Source organism: Thiorhodovibrio litoralis (assembly GCF_033954455.1).
Lineage (GTDB): Bacteria > Pseudomonadota > Gammaproteobacteria > Chromatiales > Chromatiaceae > Thiorhodovibrio > Thiorhodovibrio litoralis.
In genome coordinates this window covers 4,636,118-4,652,370 of the sequence record NZ_CP121473.1, presented here as the reverse complement: position 1 = coordinate 4,652,370, position 16,253 = coordinate 4,636,118, and the positions used below count along the sequence as shown (strand labels likewise).

General features: G+C 62.4%; 11 protein-coding genes. 9 read left to right on the top strand and 2 right to left on the bottom strand.

Features of this window, described 5'->3' with window-relative positions; translation table 11 throughout:
* Nucleotides 1-49 precede the first annotated feature (49 nt).
* The 4 genes from Thiosp_RS21225 to Thiosp_RS21210 all read left to right on the top strand — a co-directional run bounded on the left by Thiosp_RS21225 (nucleotide 50) and on the right by Thiosp_RS21210 (nucleotide 7,724).
* Nucleotides 50-886, top strand: coding sequence for an SWIM zinc finger family protein (locus Thiosp_RS21225; protein WP_201063018.1), 837 nt, complete (start codon nucleotides 50-52; stop codon nucleotides 884-886).
* A gap of 109 nt (nucleotides 887-995) precedes the next feature.
* On the top strand, nucleotides 996-2,714 hold the full coding sequence (locus tag Thiosp_RS21220; protein WP_201063019.1) for a cobyric acid synthase: 1,719 nt from the start codon (nucleotides 996-998) through the stop codon (nucleotides 2,712-2,714).
* A gap of 101 nt (nucleotides 2,715-2,815) precedes the next feature.
* The gene (locus Thiosp_RS21215; RefSeq protein ID WP_201063020.1) at nucleotides 2,816-6,265 is read left to right on the top strand and encodes a response regulator; all 3,450 of its coding nucleotides are present in this window, start codon (nucleotides 2,816-2,818) and stop codon (nucleotides 6,263-6,265) included.
* Between the two features lie 337 nt (nucleotides 6,266-6,602).
* Nucleotides 6,603-7,724 carry a helix-turn-helix domain-containing protein gene (locus Thiosp_RS21210; RefSeq protein ID WP_201063021.1) on the top strand — a complete coding sequence of 374 codons (1,122 nt, stop codon included), beginning with the start codon at nucleotides 6,603-6,605 and terminating at the stop codon, nucleotides 7,722-7,724.
* Between the two features lie 49 nt (nucleotides 7,725-7,773).
* On the opposite strand, the gene Thiosp_RS21205 is transcribed toward Thiosp_RS21210, so the two are convergent.
* Nucleotides 7,774-8,067, bottom strand: a complete 294-nt coding sequence (locus Thiosp_RS21205; protein ID WP_201063022.1) for a hypothetical protein — start codon at nucleotides 8,065-8,067, stop codon at nucleotides 7,774-7,776.
* Nucleotides 8,068-8,429: 362 nt separating this feature from the next.
* On the opposite strand from Thiosp_RS21205, the gene Thiosp_RS21200 reads away from it, so the two are divergent.
* Both Thiosp_RS21200 and Thiosp_RS21195 read left to right on the top strand, forming a co-directional pair.
* Complete coding sequence (locus Thiosp_RS21200; protein WP_201063023.1) at nucleotides 8,430-9,587, top strand: PhnD/SsuA/transferrin family substrate-binding protein; 1,158 nt, start codon at nucleotides 8,430-8,432, stop codon at nucleotides 9,585-9,587.
* Nucleotides 9,580-11,538 carry an ATP-binding protein gene (locus Thiosp_RS21195; protein ID WP_201063024.1) on the top strand — a complete coding sequence of 653 codons (1,959 nt, stop codon included), beginning with the start codon at nucleotides 9,580-9,582 and terminating at the stop codon, nucleotides 11,536-11,538. Before Thiosp_RS21200 ends, Thiosp_RS21195 begins: the two co-directional genes overlap by 8 nt.
* An 8-nt stretch (nucleotides 11,539-11,546) precedes the next feature.
* Here the strand turns inward: Thiosp_RS21195 and Thiosp_RS21190 are convergent, their stop codons facing one another.
* Nucleotides 11,547-12,950 (bottom strand): TrkH family potassium uptake protein, encoded by a 1,404-nt coding sequence (locus Thiosp_RS21190; protein WP_201063025.1) that lies wholly within the window; start codon nucleotides 12,948-12,950, stop codon nucleotides 11,547-11,549.
* Between the two features lie 230 nt (nucleotides 12,951-13,180).
* Between Thiosp_RS21190 and Thiosp_RS21185 the strand changes: the two genes are divergently transcribed.
* From Thiosp_RS21185 to Thiosp_RS21175, 3 genes are all read left to right on the top strand, one after another.
* Nucleotides 13,181-14,098, top strand: a complete 918-nt coding sequence (locus Thiosp_RS21185) for a Druantia anti-phage system protein DruA (protein ID WP_323696693.1) — start codon at nucleotides 13,181-13,183, stop codon at nucleotides 14,096-14,098.
* Between the two features lie 73 nt (nucleotides 14,099-14,171).
* Nucleotides 14,172-15,638, top strand: coding sequence for a transposase family protein (locus tag Thiosp_RS21180; RefSeq protein ID WP_323696692.1), 1,467 nt, complete (start codon nucleotides 14,172-14,174; stop codon nucleotides 15,636-15,638).
* A gap of 349 nt (nucleotides 15,639-15,987) precedes the next feature.
* Nucleotides 15,988-16,224 carry a thioredoxin family protein gene (locus tag Thiosp_RS21175; RefSeq protein WP_201063585.1) on the top strand — a complete coding sequence of 79 codons (237 nt, stop codon included), beginning with the start codon at nucleotides 15,988-15,990 and terminating at the stop codon, nucleotides 16,222-16,224.
* Nucleotides 16,225-16,253 lie beyond the last annotated feature (29 nt).

The window sequence follows — 16,253 nt, the reverse complement described above, 5'->3', positions numbered from 1 at the left end:
TGGTCCGAATGGCTGGGTCGAATGTTGGATTGGGCGCTGGAGAAAAAGAATGGCACAACAGAGCAAAACCTGGTGGGGACAGCGCTTCATTGCTGCGCTTGAAGGCTGCATGGATGCTGGACGCCTGCGGCGCGGGCGCGGCTATAGCGGTGACCGCCGCATCCTGAGCTTTGGTATCGAAAAGGCGTTGGTCAGCGCCACGGTGCGCGGCAACGTCAATCCCTATTTCGGTGTCTACAAGGAGCCGAAGTATCACATCCAGATGCGCCTCGCGCCGATTCCGGATAAGGAGTGGAACAAGGCCATCGCCACGCTCGGCAGCAATGCCGGCCTGGTCTCGCAGTTGTTGATGGGCGAGATGCCCGAGCGGATTGATGAGGTCTTCGCCGGGCTGCACCTGCATCTGTTGCCGCAAAGCCGCAAGGATTTCGCCCAGACTGAATGCTCCTGTCCGGACTACGCCAATCCCTGCAAGCACATCGCCGGGGTCTACTACCGGCTCGCCGGGATGCTCGACAGTGATCCCTTTCTGCTGTTCGAATTGCGTGGGCTCTCGCGCGAGCGCTTGCACAAGGCGCTGAGCGCCACACCTCTGGGGCAGGCTCTGGTGTCCATGGCGGACGCGCGAACCGCTGCGCCGGAGCCGGTGGAGTCCTTCTTCACCCGACCTAAGCCGGCCGTTGCAATGCCTGACTATCGGGATTTCTGGAACGGTGGCAAACGGCTGCCGAGCGAGATCGAGCCGGCAACCCCGCCCGCGGTGTCGGCCATCCTGGTGCGAAAGGCAGGGGACTTCCCTCGCTTTTGGGAGCGGGACAATTCCTTCATCGAGCTGATGGAGGAACTCTATGAGCGGGTGCGGGTGAAGAGCAAAGGGATGTTGTGAGCAGATTCTGAGTTCGTTTATTTTTAAACCATTTGTGATGAGTATAGCGGACCTGTCGATATTCCAGCTTTGAGCGTCCAATTGAGTTCCCTCTACCTGAAGTCATTCCATGCAAGATCCACACAACGATTCTTCTGACCAATCGTCTCCAACCAAGCCGCCTTCCATCAAGCTGGATTTGCCCCCGCTCGCCACCCACGGCCCCCGACGGGCGCGCGCGCTGATGATTCAGGGTACCGCCTCCGACGTCGGAAAGAGCATGATGGTGGCCGGGCTGTGCCGTGCCTATCAGCGGCGCGGGCTGGTTGTGCGCCCCTTCAAAGCGCAGAACATGAGCAACAATGCGGCGGTGACCGAAGACACTGACGCCCCACCCGGCCCCGATGGCGAGTGCCCGCGCGGTGAGATCGGTCGCGCGCAAGCCTTGCAGGCGCGCGCCTGCGGGGTTGCGCCGTCGATTCACATGAACCCGGTGCTGCTGAAACCCCAGACCAACATCGGCTCCCAAGTGGTGCTGCGCGGGCGGGTGCTGGGCAACTGCCCGGCACGGGTGTATCACGAAATGCGCCAAGGGCTGATGCCGGCGGTGCTCGACTCCTTCGAGCGTCTGTGCGCCGAGGCCGATCTGGTGCTGGTGGAAGGGGCGGGAAGCGGCGCGGAGATCTATCTGCGCCACTGCGACATCACCAACATGCACTTCGCCGAGCGCGCTGGCGTGCCCGTGGTGGTGGTGGGTGATCTCGACAAGGGTGGCACCATGGCCTCCCTGGTTGGCACCTGGCTGCTGCTCGATCAGGCTGACCGCGACCGGGTGGTTGGCTATCTGGTCAACAAATTTCGCGGCGATTTCTCGCTGTTTGAGCCCGCCTGCGAGACCATCACCGCCCACACCGGCTGGCCCTTTCTTGGCGTGCTGCGCTGGTTCGAGGGGGCCTCCCGTCTGCCGGCTGAGGATTCGCTCGCGCTCGAACGCCCGGCGGAGCAGGACTGGTCTGGTGCGGGGACGCTCAAAATCGCCGTGCCGCGCCTGTCGCGGGTGGCCAATTTCGACGATCTTGACCCGCTCGCGGCCGAACCGGCGGTCGACCTGCGCTGGCTGCAATCCGGCCAGCCGCTGCCGGCCGATACCGACGTGGTGATTCTGCCCGGCTCCAAGGCCACGCGCGCCGATCTCGACACCCTGCGCCGCGAGGGCTGGGATATCGACATCCTCGCCCACGTGCGTCGAGGTGGCCGGGTGCTGGGATTGTGCGCCGGCTTCCAGATGCTCGGCACCCTGGTGCGCGACCCCGAGGGTCTCGAAGGCGAGCCCGGCGACACGCCCGGGCTTGGCCTGCTCGACATGGTCACCGAGATCAGCTCCGACAAACGTCTGCTCGACATCGCCGCGACCGAGCTGGCCAGCGGCTGCCCGATCAGCGGCTATGAAATGCACATGGGCCGCACCACTGGTCCCGCGCTCGAGCGTCCCTGGCTGCGGCTGGGCGATGGGGCCAAGAACGCAGCTGGCGCTGCGGATGATGCGCCCGCCGGAGTCGTCGGTACTATTCGCGCAGAAACCAACGCGGGCAGCGCGACCAGCGGCTCCACCCAAAACACTGCAAGCGGCCGGCCCGAAGGTGCCATGTCCGCCGATGGGCGCGTCATGGGAGGCTATCTGCATGGCCTGTTCTCAAGCGACGCGTTCCGCGCCCACTGGCTTGAGCAGGTTGGTGCCCAAGCCTCAGCACTGGACTTCATCGCCCGCACCGAAGCCGCGCTTGATGAGCTTGCCGACCATTGCGAGGCCAATCTCGACCTTGACGCCTTGCTCGCATTGGCGCGTTAACAGGGCGAAACCCTGAGTAGCGATATCCAGTCTGCGAAGTCTGGCTATACTTTGACATGCACAATCTGACCGACTCTTTCAGTAAACTCTCCTGAGCGTGCATGACCTTACCCAAGACGATGACTAACGAGCAAGAAACCCCGCAGCCGCGCAAAGACAACCTGGCCCAGCTTGAAGAGAAAACCGCCAAGCTTGAGGCGGTGCTCGCGGCCAGCCAGATCGGAGTCTGGAGTATCGCGCTGCCCGAGCGAACCATCACCTGGGACCAACATCTGCTCACACCCGAGGAACGCGGCACGTCTGGGGACCTGAAATTTCACCAGGCGCTGGAGATGGTCCACCCCGATGACCGGGCGCGGGTGGCGACGGCTTATGAAGCACTGCTGACGCATGGCGTCGAGTTGGACGAGGAATACCGCGTTCTGCTGCCGAATGGGGATGAGCGCGTGCATCGCTCCCGCGGCCGCGCGCTGCCGCCTGTCGATGGCCGGAATATGCGTGCTCTGGGCACGGTGCAGGATGTCACCGGGCAGGTTTCAGCCCGTTTGGCGCTTGAGCAAAGCCAGCGATTCTCCGAGCAACTGCTCGCCAACATGGCCGATGGCTTCTCGGTCGTGGACGCGCAGGGGCGGCAGCAGGTCGCCAACAAGGCGCTGTGCAGGATGACCGGGTTCAGCGAGGAGGAGCAGCTCGGCTGGCAACCGCCCTTCCCTTGCTGGCCGGAAGAAGAGTGCGAAGCCATCACTCAGGCGATGCAAAAAACGCTGAGTGGTGAATCCGGCGATTTCGAGCTGGTGTTCAAGCGCAAGAACGGCGAGCGGTTCCCCGTGCATCTTTCAACCGGCTCGCTGTGCGATGCCACGGGGCAGGTCACACATTACTTTGCCAATATCACCGACATCAGCGCGCGCCACGAGGCGGAGCGTCAGCTCAAGCGCGCCCATGCTTTCCTCAATCAGACCAGTCGGGTCGCGCGCGTGGGCGGCTGGGAATATGACCTGGTCAATGGGAAGCTCGAATGGACCGACTCCATCCGCGAAATCCACGAGGTTCCGCCGGACTTCGAGCCCACTTACGAACGGGCGATTGCCTTCTACACGCCAGAGACCGGCGCGAAACTCCAGCAGGCGATCGCACAGGCCATGGAGGACGGCACTCCCTATGATCTGGAAGTGCAGATCATCACTGCCAGCGGCAAGGTCTTATGGGTGCGCGCTATCGGCAATGCTGAATTCGACAACGGGCGCTGCAAGCGGCTGTTCGGCACCCTTCAGGACATCGACGAGGCCAAGAAAATTCGCGAAGCGCTCGAACAGGCGCGGGCGGAAGCGGATGCTGCCAATCGGTCCAAGTCGGAATTCCTCGCCAACATGAGCCACGAGATCCGCACCCCGCTCAACAGCGTGATTGGCTTTAGCGATCTGCTGCGCCAGTCGGAGCTGAGTGAAACTCAGCGCAATTATGTCGGCTACGTGAATCAGTCGGCCAAATCGCTGCTCGATTTGCTGAACGACATTTTGGATTTCTCCAAGATCGAGGCGGGCAAGCTTGAGCTGTCGCCGGAGCAGGTTGACCTCGATGAACTGACGCGCCAGATCATCGATGTGGTGCGCTACAAGACCAACGAGAAGGGGCTTGAGCTGCTGTTGCACATCGCCTCGGAGGTGCCCCAAGTCATCCACGCCGATCCCATCCGGCTGCGTCAGGTGCTGATCAACCTGATCAGCAACGCCATCAAGTTTACTGAGGCCGGCCACATCCGCATCGACATCAGCGCAGAACCCACGCAGACACCCGGCATCAGCGAACTGAGCTTTGCCATCAGCGACACCGGGTGCGGGATTGCACTTGATCAGCAGGAACGCATTTTTGACGCCTTCACCCAGGAGGACGCCTCGACCACGCGCAAGTTTGGCGGCACCGGACTGGGCTTGTCGATTTCCAACCGCCTGCTGAGCTTGATGGGCAGTCGGCTTGAGCTCGACAGCGAGCCGGGTCAGGGCAGCACCTTCTCGTTTCGCGTGTGCCTGCCCTGCGAAGGCGGTCGGGCTCTGGATCGGCTGGCCGATCAGGCCGTGCTCGATACCATACATCATGCACTGGTGATCGACGATAATCTGAACAACGGCAAGATTATCCAAGACATGCTTGATCTCGTCGGCGTGCGCTGTACCACGGTTGACAACGGACTGGCCGCGCTGTCTTTCTTGCAGCAGCAGGCTGTCGACATCGCCATCGTCGACTACCAGATGCCTTTCATGGACGGGCTTGAGGTGATCGGTAAGATTCGCCAGCAGCTGAATCTTGGCCCCGAGTCGCTGCGCATCATGTTGTTGCACAGCCTGGTTGAAGATGTCCAACTGCGCGCACAAGCGGACCCGCTTGGCATCCATAAAATGGCCAACAAGCCGATCGACAGTCGCCAGCTTTACAACGCCCTGGTTGAGTTAAAGCTTGGCGGTGCGCTGGCTAGAACAGAGACAGCGCGCGGGGATGGAGTCGCGCCCGCGAATGCTGCTGAGGATGCCAGAGGCATCGCCGGTGAGGATGCCGTCGCCGTCGCTGGTGGGAGCATGGCTGCCAAGATTGCAGCCAAGGCCGACGCCACGACCCAGTCTGATCTGCGGATTCTGCTGGTGGACGATCATCCGCTCAACCTCACACTGGCACGACACCTGGTCGCCGAGGTGCTTCCCGGAGCGCACATCGAGGAAGCCAGTGGCGGTGAAGAAGCCGTGCGCCACTTTACTCAACACACGCCGGATCTGGTCTTGATGGACTTACAAATGCCGGGGTTGAACGGCTATGACGCAACCGGCCAGATCCGCGCGCGCGAAAGCGGCAGGCGTGTGCCCATCATCGCCCTGACCGCCGGCACCCTGAAAGGCGAGAAGGAACGCTGCCTGCAAGCGGGCATGGATGATTACCTGACTAAGCCCATCGCCGCGGATCAGTTGCGCGAGTGCCTGCAACACTGGTTGACGCGACAACCAGCGCCCCAATCATCCACGCCAGCTCCATCTACACCAGTTCCATCCTCGCCGGCTTCAGATCAGTCGGCTTCAGATGAGGCGGCTTCAGATGAGGCGGCTTCAGATGAGGCGGCTTCATCCGCGCCGCCAAAGCAGCCGCCAGCGTCGTCGCCAGCCGGAGCGGATTCCATTACCGGCAACGAGCTAGTGCATTTCGACCGCGAAGCGCTACTCGAGCGCGTCGGCGGTGCAGAGGATGCCCTCCAGGAGATGCTTAAGCTGATCATGCAAGGCGCCTTCACCGAAGGCTTGGAGCAGCTTGCCCAGCTCACCGCCCAACGTACCGCCGAGCGCGGCGACCAGGGCGGCGACCAGCAGAGCATCCGCGCCGTCGCTCATCGCATTCGCGGAGTTGCTGCCAGCGGCGCCTTCGAGCGCATGGCCTGGCTTGCCGAGCAACTGGAACTGATGCAACCCTTCGATGCCGCCGAGGCTGCCCGCCTGCTCGATGCCATGCGCGAAGAGGAAGGCCACATCAGCCGTTTGCTAAAGGACCGGGACTACGGGGCATTGACATAGCGGCCATCCCGCTTAATTGGCTGTCGTCTTCAAGCAAGCGCATGTGCGTTAGAGGCTTGAGAAGCAAGCACGTGAAGTCTTGGAATCCGCCCTACCTGCGGAGGAGCCGGGGGGGCGACTTGCGTGTGAATGTCTTCGGGGATTTTGTGAACTTATTCGCAAATCCCTGATCAAAACGCGCTCCAGCGCACAGAGTTGTGGTACAAGATTGCTCGTTTGTAGCTTTTCTGTGTGTTTCTTGGTGGCGAATGCGATTTGATGTCGCCCGCACCGGCAATATCCATGAACGAAACAGAGGCCAAGTGGGCCTGTAGGATCAGCGGGAGGAGGTAGCGCGATGCAAAACGACACATCAGCAAAGGATTTTGGCTTGGCGTGTGGCTATATCGAGACCGATGATCCCATCGTCTTTGAGGCCACATCGCGACCCTGGGAGGTGATGTCCGAACCTATGGGGGAGCAGAGCTTCTTCAATCGCAAGCATTATCTGGCAACCCAATCAGTAGTGCTCTATCGCGAGCAGTTCTCGGTGACCACCCGCTTGAGAGGGATGTCACCGCCCGGCAAGCTGGTTGTGGTGGTGCCCCTGCAGCTTGGCGAAGAGACCCGCTTTTTCGGGCACGGACCTGAGCCAACGGCGATTCGCATCAGTGAGCCAGGGGCACTCGATGCCATCGTTGACGCCGAATATGCCCATTTCATCATCTTGCTTGACCAGGAATTTCTGCAGCGTCGTTTGGGCGAGGATGCCGCGCACTTGAGCGATGCTGCGGTGCGGCGCGGCGGATTGTTGTTAGGGCCGGAAGAATTTGCCGACTTTGCCGCTTGGCTGAATCGCGTTTTGGTCACGGCTGGACCGCGTGACCGGGGGCGCCAGAATGCTGGGGCGGGCGCGCGGCAAATCGTCAGAAAGGCGCGTCTCAATCCGGAGAAGGCCGCGCGCCTGAGCGCGTTGCTTGAGGAGGAGCTGCCGGAACGGTTGCTTGATCTGTGCAAGACTGCACGCAAGCGCCTGCCGCCGCCGCGTGCGGGCGCATCGAGATATCGGGTGGTCACTCAGGCGCTTGAGTATCTCAGCGAGGGCAGTTCCTTGATGCCGAGCGTCAGTGAGCTGTGTGAGGCGGCTGGGGCCAAGCAGCGCACGCTGGAATACGCCTTCGAGGAACGCTTCGGCTTAAGCCCGCTGCGCTTCGTGCGGGTGTACCGGCTGCACCAGGCCAGGCGCGAGCTGGCGGCAGCTGCGCCCGGATCGACCCGGGTGGCCGATGTGGCATTCGCGCAGGGGTTCCGCCATCTGAGCCGTTTCTCGCAGGAGTACAAAAGGCTGTTTGGCGAAAAGCCGTCGCAGACACTGGCGCGACGGGCGCGGGCGGCCGCGGCCGCCCCGCTGATTTACTCAAGTGGCGCGGAGGCAGGCCGGTTTGTTCCCGGCCCGTCTCAGGTTGGTGCCTCTGCGTGATTCTCTGTCCCGGTCCGACCAGCCTTTGGTTTTAGACGGGTATTGTGTTCTAAAACCGCTCGCCAATCATCTGGTTGATTTCGATGACCGCTTTGGCCATGAGCCGGCGCGCAAGCGCTGGCTTGGGCGGGGTGTCCTCCCAGTGCAGGTTGAAGAACTGCACGATCAGATCATCATCGTCATCGCCGGTGCGAAACCAGTAGCGCTCGTCGGGGCCCGGTTGCGGCGCATTCTCGGTGGGTGGGTCCTCGCTCAGCATCCAGTGCGCCTCGAACGCGGGATCTCCTGCAAAGCTCAGAACGCCACCGTTGGGGCGGTCCTGTCTGATCAGCCATCTGCGCATCGTCCTGTACTCCCAAGAACCAAAAAGTCAGTCACCTGCTGGCTCTTGGGAGATTGCTGTGGCACAGACAAGTCTCGTTGGTGGGGCAGAGCTGGCAGATATTTCGGGTTACCGGGCGGTGTGCCTACATCACTGTAACAAGACCGTCATCCTGGGCGGCCCGGTAATGAAAGAATACTCGAGTGCAAGCGAACGGGCTGCGAGTGCTATCACATATTCGCAACTTTTGTGTGGGTATGGCGGTGCAACAGGTCTGATTGCGCGATCTGGTACGAATGTTTGCGATCGTTCGCGCCTTTGTTCGGCAGGGAGTGTCAGCTTGGGCTACCTTTAGGTGAGATGTCCGCACCTGTGATCCGCTTATGACCCGCCTGCGCCCGTGCGTTCCGCCCGCGCCCCATGTTCGGCCGGACTCCCCGCTTTACTCTCCCCTGAGTTCTTGCCTGAACGTCCATCGGGATGCCTTTCCGCCGCCTGTGGCTCGCTTCTGGCGCCTGGCGCTGTGGTGCCTTGTGGCGCTGCTGCTCGCGGCCTGCGGTGGCGAATCCGATGCGCCCGCGGAGCTTGAATATCGCGCCGAGCCAGCGCACGGCATGCCGGTTTATCGCCTGGCCATTCACCCATTGCACAACCCGCGCAAGCTGATCGACGCCTACCAGCCCTTGGTCGACTATCTGAACGCGCAGCTGGAGGACGGGCGCATCGTGCTTGAGGCGTCGCGCGACTATCAGGCGTATGAGAAGAAAATTCGCGCCCAGACACCGGACATTCTGCTGCCGAACCCATGGCAGACGCTGATCGCGATGGACTCGGGCTATCGGGTCATCGCCATGGCCGGGGACGCGGAAGACTTCAAAGGGCTGATTTTGGCGCGGGTGGATTCCGGCATTGCGCAGGTGGCTGATCTGCGCGGGCACAAGGTCAGCTATCCCTCGCCGACGGCCTTGGCTGCCTGCATCATGCCGCAGTATTTCCTGCACCAGCAGGGCCTGGATGTGAACCGGGACATCAAGAACCTTTATGTCGGCTCGCAGGAATCCTCCATCATGAATGTCTATCTTGGCGAGACCGGTGCCGGCGCCACCTGGCCGCCGCCCTGGCGCCTGTATCAGCGCGACTTTCCCGAGGAGGCCGCCAAACTGACCGTGCTGTGGGAGACCGAACCGCTGATGAATAACTCGGTGATGGTGCATCGTCGGTTGCCTGAGGCCTTCAGCACCGCGTTGCGCGCGCGCTTGCTGGAGCTGGACCAGGCAGCGGGCGGCGCGGCGATTCTGGCGGCGATGGAAACCGCGCGCTTTCATCCGGCGACAGATACGGACTACCAAGGCCTGGTGCGCGGGTTCGTCGATCGCTTCGAGCGCGAGGTGCGCCCGGTCGAGGCGCCGGTTGCCGGGGGCAGCAGTCCGGTGACCGCTCCGGCTGCCGCGCCCTTGTCCGCCGCGCCGTCATCCGCCGCGCCGTCGTCCGCCGCACAGAAGCAGCCGGGGATGGGCCAGCCTGGTCACGCGGATGACTAAGACGCGACTGTCTTTTCTCAAAAACGTCCGTGCGCAGCTGATCATCGGCGTGGCACTGGTCCATGCGGTGATGATGAGTCTGTTTGTCTGGGATCTCACCGAGCGGCAGAAGCGTATGCTGCTCAATCAGCAGACTCAGCAGGCGCAGGCGTTGGCGCGGACCCTGGCCACCTCAACCGCCGGCTGGCTGTTGGCGCGCGATCTAACCGGTCTGCAGGAGATCGTCGAAGCCCAGCGTCGCTACCCGGAACTGCGCTTCGCGCTGGTGACCGATCGCGAAGGCGAGGTGCTGGCGCATACCGAGCGCGCGCGCCGCGGCAGCTATCTGGTCGATCTGCCCACGGATGTCCGGGGCGCCATTCTGCAGCGCGGTGCGGCCCTGGTCGATGCCGCCGCCCCGGTGCGTGCTGGTGAGCATCATGTCGGCTGGGTGCGGGTCGGGATTGGTCAGCAGGGTACGCAGCGGGAGCTGGCGGTGGTCGTTCGCGATGGCGTGATCTACTCCGTGATCGCGATTCTGGTCGGCTCCCTGCTGGCGTGGCTGATTGGTGCGCGTCTGACCCGCCGCCTGTGGGCGCTGTGCGCTGTCGCCGGCGGCGTGGCTCAGGGGGACTCGCAAATCCGCGCCCTGGCGCGCGGCCATGACGAGATTGCCGCCCTGGCGCGTCGCTTCAACGAGATGCTCGACACCCTCGCGGCACGCGAGCGCGAGCTGCGCAATCTCAACGACGCGCTAGAGGACCGCGTCAGCGAGCGCACCAGCCAGTTGCTCGCCGCCAAGGAGCAGGCTGAAGGCGCCAACCGCGCTAAGTCGGAGTTTCTCTCGCGCATGAGCCACGAACTGCGCACCCCGCTGAATGCGATTCTCGGCTTCGCGCAGCTGCTTGAGACCGACGAGCAACCCCGGCTATCTCCTGACCAACTCGAAAACGTGCAGGAAATCCTCGCCGCCGGTCAGCATTTGTTGCAGCTGATCGATGAGGTGCTGGACTTAGCGCGGCTGGAATCCGGCCATGTCGCGCTTTACCCCAAAGCAGTGGATCTGGTTCAGGTGATCGAGCGCAGTGTCTCGCTGTCCATGCCCCTGGCGCGCAGCCGCGGTATTGCGCTGATCACGGAATGCGAAACCCATGGCAAGCTTTGGGTGCGTGCTGATGAGATTCGCCTGAAGCAAGTGCTGCTGAACCTGATTTCCAACGCGATCAAATTCAACCGCGACGATGGTCACGTCACCATCGACTGTGCCTGCGCTCAGGACAAGGTGCGGGTGGAGGTGCTGGATACCGGCCCGGGTCTGTCGCGGGAGCAGTGCGCGATCCTGTTCCGCCCGTTCGAGCGACTGGATGCCGATCGCGCGGCAATCCCGGGGACCGGCATTGGACTCGCAGTGGCCAAGGAGTTCATCAGGCTGATGGAGGGGAAGATCGGTGTCGATAGCAAGCCGGGCGTGGGCAGTGCCTTCTGGTTTGAGCTTCCCGTGTGCGAGCCCGAAGCTAGCGGGGACGAGCCCACGGCTGGCAAACCCCAGTCCCGGCCCCAGCGCCATGACCATGAACAGGCGGTTCAGCGCAGGTTGCTCTACATCGAGGATAATCAGGCCAATGCCGAGCTGGTCACGCGCCTGTTCGCGCGCCGCCCGCAGTTTTGCATTCGCTGTGCCGCCACGCCGGAAGAAGGCCTGCGTATCGCCCGCCGTGAGCCGCCGGATCTCATCCTGCTCGATCTGCTGCTGCCGGGAATGTCTGGCTATGAGGTGCTAGACCAGCTGCGCGAGCGCACCGCGACGCGCCAGATACCGGTGGTTGCCGTCACCGCCGAGGCCATGCCCGAGGCGCGTGAACGCGGCAAGCAGGCCGGCTTTGCCGCCTATCTGACCAAGCCCCTGAATGTCGAGCGGCTGCTGTCGGTGGTTGACGACATCCTCAATCAAGCACCGCCCCGCCAGGGCTGATTGCGCGCTCAGGGCCTCCAGAATTCCGGCGACAGCATGACCAGGATGGTAAAGATTTCCAGCCGTCCCAGAATCATCGCAATCACGGCCAGGGATTTTCCGCTGTCGCTGACGCTGGCGAAGTTCAAGGCCACCTCGCCCAGTCCGGGGCCGAGATTGTTGAGGCTGGTGGCAACGGCAGCGAAGGCGGAGATGGGATCGAGGCCGGCATGAATCATCAGCAGGCTCATAATGGTGAAAACAACGATATAGAGGGCAAAATACCCCCAGACCGCCTGGATAACCCCAGCTTCAACCACGCGATGACCGAGCCGCACTTTGAGGATGGCGTGCGGGTGGATCAGCCGCTTGAGTTCCTGCAGCCCCTGTTTCATCAATAGCACCACGCGCACCACCTTGATGCCGCCGGCGGTCGAGCCGCCGCAACCGCCGACGAAGCTGATCACGATCAGCAGTATCGGCAGAAAATCCGGCCAGGCCGAGTAGTCGACGATGCCATAGCCGGTGCTGGTCACGAGCGAGACCACCTCGAAAGCCGCGCCGCGCAGACTAAGATGCAGCCCGGCGCTGTGGTCGTCAGCCCAGAGCATCAATCCCACCAAGAGCACGGTCCCTGCCACGAAGATCAGAAAGGCCCGCGCCTCGGGATCGTGCAGATACAGGCGCGGGTCGCGCCGCATCCAGACCAGGAAATGCACGCCAAAGTTGATTGCGGCGAGCAGCATGAACAGCACCGCGACGATCTCAATGGCTTCGCTGTCGAAGTAGCCCAGGCTGTCGTCATGGGTGGAGAAGCCCCCGGTCGAGACGGTGCTCAGGCTATGGGCGATGGCGTCGAAACCATCCATGCCGGCAAGCCAGTAACACAGCGCGCAGCTCAGGGTGAGCACCAGGTACAGCAACCACAGGCTGCGAGCCGTTTTGGCAAGACGCGGGGTCAGCTTTTCGTCCTTCAGCGGGCCGGGCGCTTCGGCGCGGTAGAGCTGCATGCCACCAATACCCAGGATCGGAATGACCGCGAGACCGAGGACCACCACGCCCATCCCGCCAAGCCACTGAATCTGCTGGCGATAGAACAGCAGTGACCGGGGCAGTTGATCGAGATCGACGATCACCGTGGCGCCGGTGGTGGTGAAGCCGGAAGCGGATTCAAACAGGGCATCGACTGGCCCCAGCACCAGCGCGGCCATGAAAGGCCAGGCACCGAGCACGCTCACCAGCACCCAGAACAGGGTGACGATCAGGAAGCCATCGCGCGTCGTCAGCCCCGAGTCGCGTTTCAGGCCGGCCAGGTAGAGCGCCAGCCCCAGCACGAAAGAGCCAAACATCGGCTGCAAATACGGGACGATGCTCGGCTCGCGGTAGATCCAGGCAACCAGGATCGGTGCCGTTAGCGTCGCGCTGAATAGCATCGCGAAGAGTCCGAGAATGCGGGAAATCAGCAGGAAATGCACAGATCGACAGGCGGGCCAAGGTGACTTCAGGAGGTGGGTGCCAGCCCTGACGCATAACCACTCGCCCCCACAGGTGGCAAGGCCTGAGGGGCGGGCGGAAAAAATGTTTTCGCAAAAGCGGCTAGACAAAGCCCGCGCGTGATGCCAGAATCGATCCTGAGTCACTCCCGCGAAGAGATTGTCAGCGCATGCACGATGAAGCTCGAACAACTTGGCGGCAAGGAGGTCGGGACATCACGCCCGAGGATCTGGCCTACATTCGCACCTTCGCCGAACGTTTCCCCGGATTATCGCGCACGGAGCTCACTGCCACCCTGTGCGAACACCTCGATTGGCTCACGCCCGCGGGCCGGCCAAAGTTTCAGGCCTGCTCCAAGCTGCTCGCGCGTCTGGAAGCGGCCGGGCAGTTGCGCCGCCCGGCTCTGGATGAACGCTTCAGTCATCCCGGCCCGCACGCGCGGGCCGCACCGGTCGCTCGCGCTCCCCGGCAGCGCCGATCCGTGGTGAGTTCCCTGTCGGCGCTTGCACCGGTGCACCTGCGCCTGGTCAGTGACCGAGCCGATGAGCACCGCTTCAATGACGCCCTCGCGCAGTGTCATCCTCTGGGCTATAAAAAACCCTTCGGCTATTGGGCACGCTACTTGATCGAATCCAGCGAGCATTGGCTGGGCTGCGTGCTTCTGAGCGGTGCCGCCAAAGCCCTGACGGCGCGCGACCATTGGATTGGGTGGAGCGAGCGCCAGCGCCTGGCGAATCTGCCCTGGGTGGTCAACAACAGCCGTTTTCTCATCTTCCCAGGCGTTGAGGTGCCCCATCTTGCCAGTCATGTGCTTGGGCAACTGGCTCGGCAGATCGGTGAGGACTGGCACGCCTGTTGGGGCTACCGCCCGCTGCTGCTGGAGACCTTCGTCGACCCCGAGCGCTTTCGCGGCAGCTGTTACCGCGCCGCCGGTTGGACGCTGCTGGGACGCACCAGCGGCAGAGGCCTGGTGCGTCCGGGGAAAACCTACCACACCCGCCCCAAGCTGATGTTTGCCAAGTCCTTGCAGGCGGAGTTTCGAACCCTGTTGTGCTCCCATCAACTGCGAGGTCAAAACGAGCGATGAGCAAGCCAAGCCGGCGTCCGGGACGCGAGGAGATCAAAGCGCACGCGAGAAAAAAAAAGACCAACACAAGCGCTTGCGCCAACAGCAACGTGAAGCGGGACTGAGTCCGCCGCCGAGCGCTACCCCGTCCAATCGCACCTGCCCTTTCCGCGACAACACCGAGGAACGCGCGGCGCGCACCGAGGCGGTGACGACACTGATCTTGATCATGCGCCAGATGCTGCCGATCCTGCTCAAACGCTTCGGCAAGATCCCCGATCCACGTCACCCCAAGAAGGTCAAACACAAACTCACCGTCCTGATGCTCTATGGGATCCTGGTGTTTGTGTTTCAGTATGGCTCACGACGCGCGAGCAATGGGGAGCTTACCCGGCCGATGTTCGAGGCCAACCTGCGGTTGCTCTTCCCGCAACTCGACGCCCTTCCTCACGCCGATACGCTGTTTCGCCTGCTCGCGCGCATCGATGTCAACGCCATCGCCCACGCGCATCTTGAGCTCGTCCGGCGGCTGATCCGCAACAAAGCCTTCTCGCGTTACCTGATCAACAACTGTTACCCCATCGGGATCGATGGCTCGCAGAAACTCGCTTTTCCCGTGCTGTGGGATGAGCATTTATCCCAACGCCGTGTCGGTCCCAAGGTGGACCCCGACAGCGACGAGGAGCAGGAATATCAGTGCTACGTCTATGTGCTGGAGGCGAGCCTGTGCTTCCGTAACGGGATGGTGATTCCGTTGATGAGCGAGTTCCTTGAGTTTGCCCCAGAGCAGGGCGAGCAGCGCAAGCAGGACTGCGAGACCAAGGCCTTTCACCGTCTGGCCGAGCGCATCAAAAACGCCTTTCCCCGTCTGCCGGTGATGCTGCTGCTCGATGGGCTCTATGCCAACGGCCCGATCATGGAACGCTGTCGTTCCTACCACTGGGATTTTATGATCGTGCTTAAGGATGGCTCGCTGCCAACTGTCTGGGAAGAGTATCGCAGCTTGGCCCACGAGCACCCGGAGCATCGCTGCGAACAGACATGGGGCGAGCGCCAGCAGCAATTTCAGTGGGTCAACGCGATTCGCTACGAGTATGGACCCAATGGCAAGAAGTTCCTTGAGGTCCATGTGGTGAGTTGCCACGAACACTGGCAGGTGGTGGACCCCAAGACTGCGGAGATCATCACCAAGCACGCCTGCCATGTCTGGCTCTCCTCGCGCCCCCTCAGCCGGCTCAATGTGCATACCCGCTGCAACCTCGGGGCGCGCTACCGCTGGGGCATCGAAGGGGCGTTTTTGGTCGAAAAGCACCAGGGCTACGGCTACGAACATGCCTTCGCCAAGCAGTGGAACGCGATGAAGGGCTATCATTTGCTGATGCGTCTGGCGCATCTGATCAACACCCTGGCACGCTTCTCCAAGGCGCTCGCGGCGCTATTCGTGCAGCTTGGGGTGCAGGCCACCATCGGCTTCATCCGCAATACCCTCACCGGCCCTTGGCTCGATCCCCAAGAGGTGGAGCAGCGCCTGCAACGACCGTTTCGATTACGCTTGCTCTGAGCTCAATATCGCCAGGAGTCTACCGCTTGCTCACAGCGCAGGCGGCGGCCCCCTATGGCCAAGAGGTCCTGCGGCAGCGATTTTTTCTCCGGCAGGCTCCGTCACACGGGCGCCAATGTTCGGTTTTCACCCCACTCGGCGCGAAATCTTCTCGAAATTCCTGGTCCAGCGCCTTGGTCTGGTAAGTCGTGCGTCAGGGCTGGGTGGGTGCCAATTTACTCCATAAAGGCGGGCTTTGGCGTTATCCTGTCATCTTCCGTTCCGGTTCCTCGGTGCTGGCGGTCTCATTCACCCTGGTTGGCTGGGGCTTCAACGCCCTGGCGGCCTGAATTCCAAGGAAACCATAAGCATGAAAACCATCAAGGTCCTGGGCGGCGGCTGCCGCAACTGCGAAGTCACCGCCGAGCTGATCGAGCGCGCCGCCGCCGAGGCGGGGGTCGAAATCAGACTCGAGAAAGTCACCGACATGGGGGAAATTCTCTCCCATGGTGTTATGAGCACGCCGGGCGTGGTGATCGATGGGCAGGTGGTGCATAGCGGCGGGGTGCCGGACATGCCCTCGGTGAAAAGCTGGCTGTCGGCTTGAACCGAGAATCAGGGGGCGGAATCCCCCGT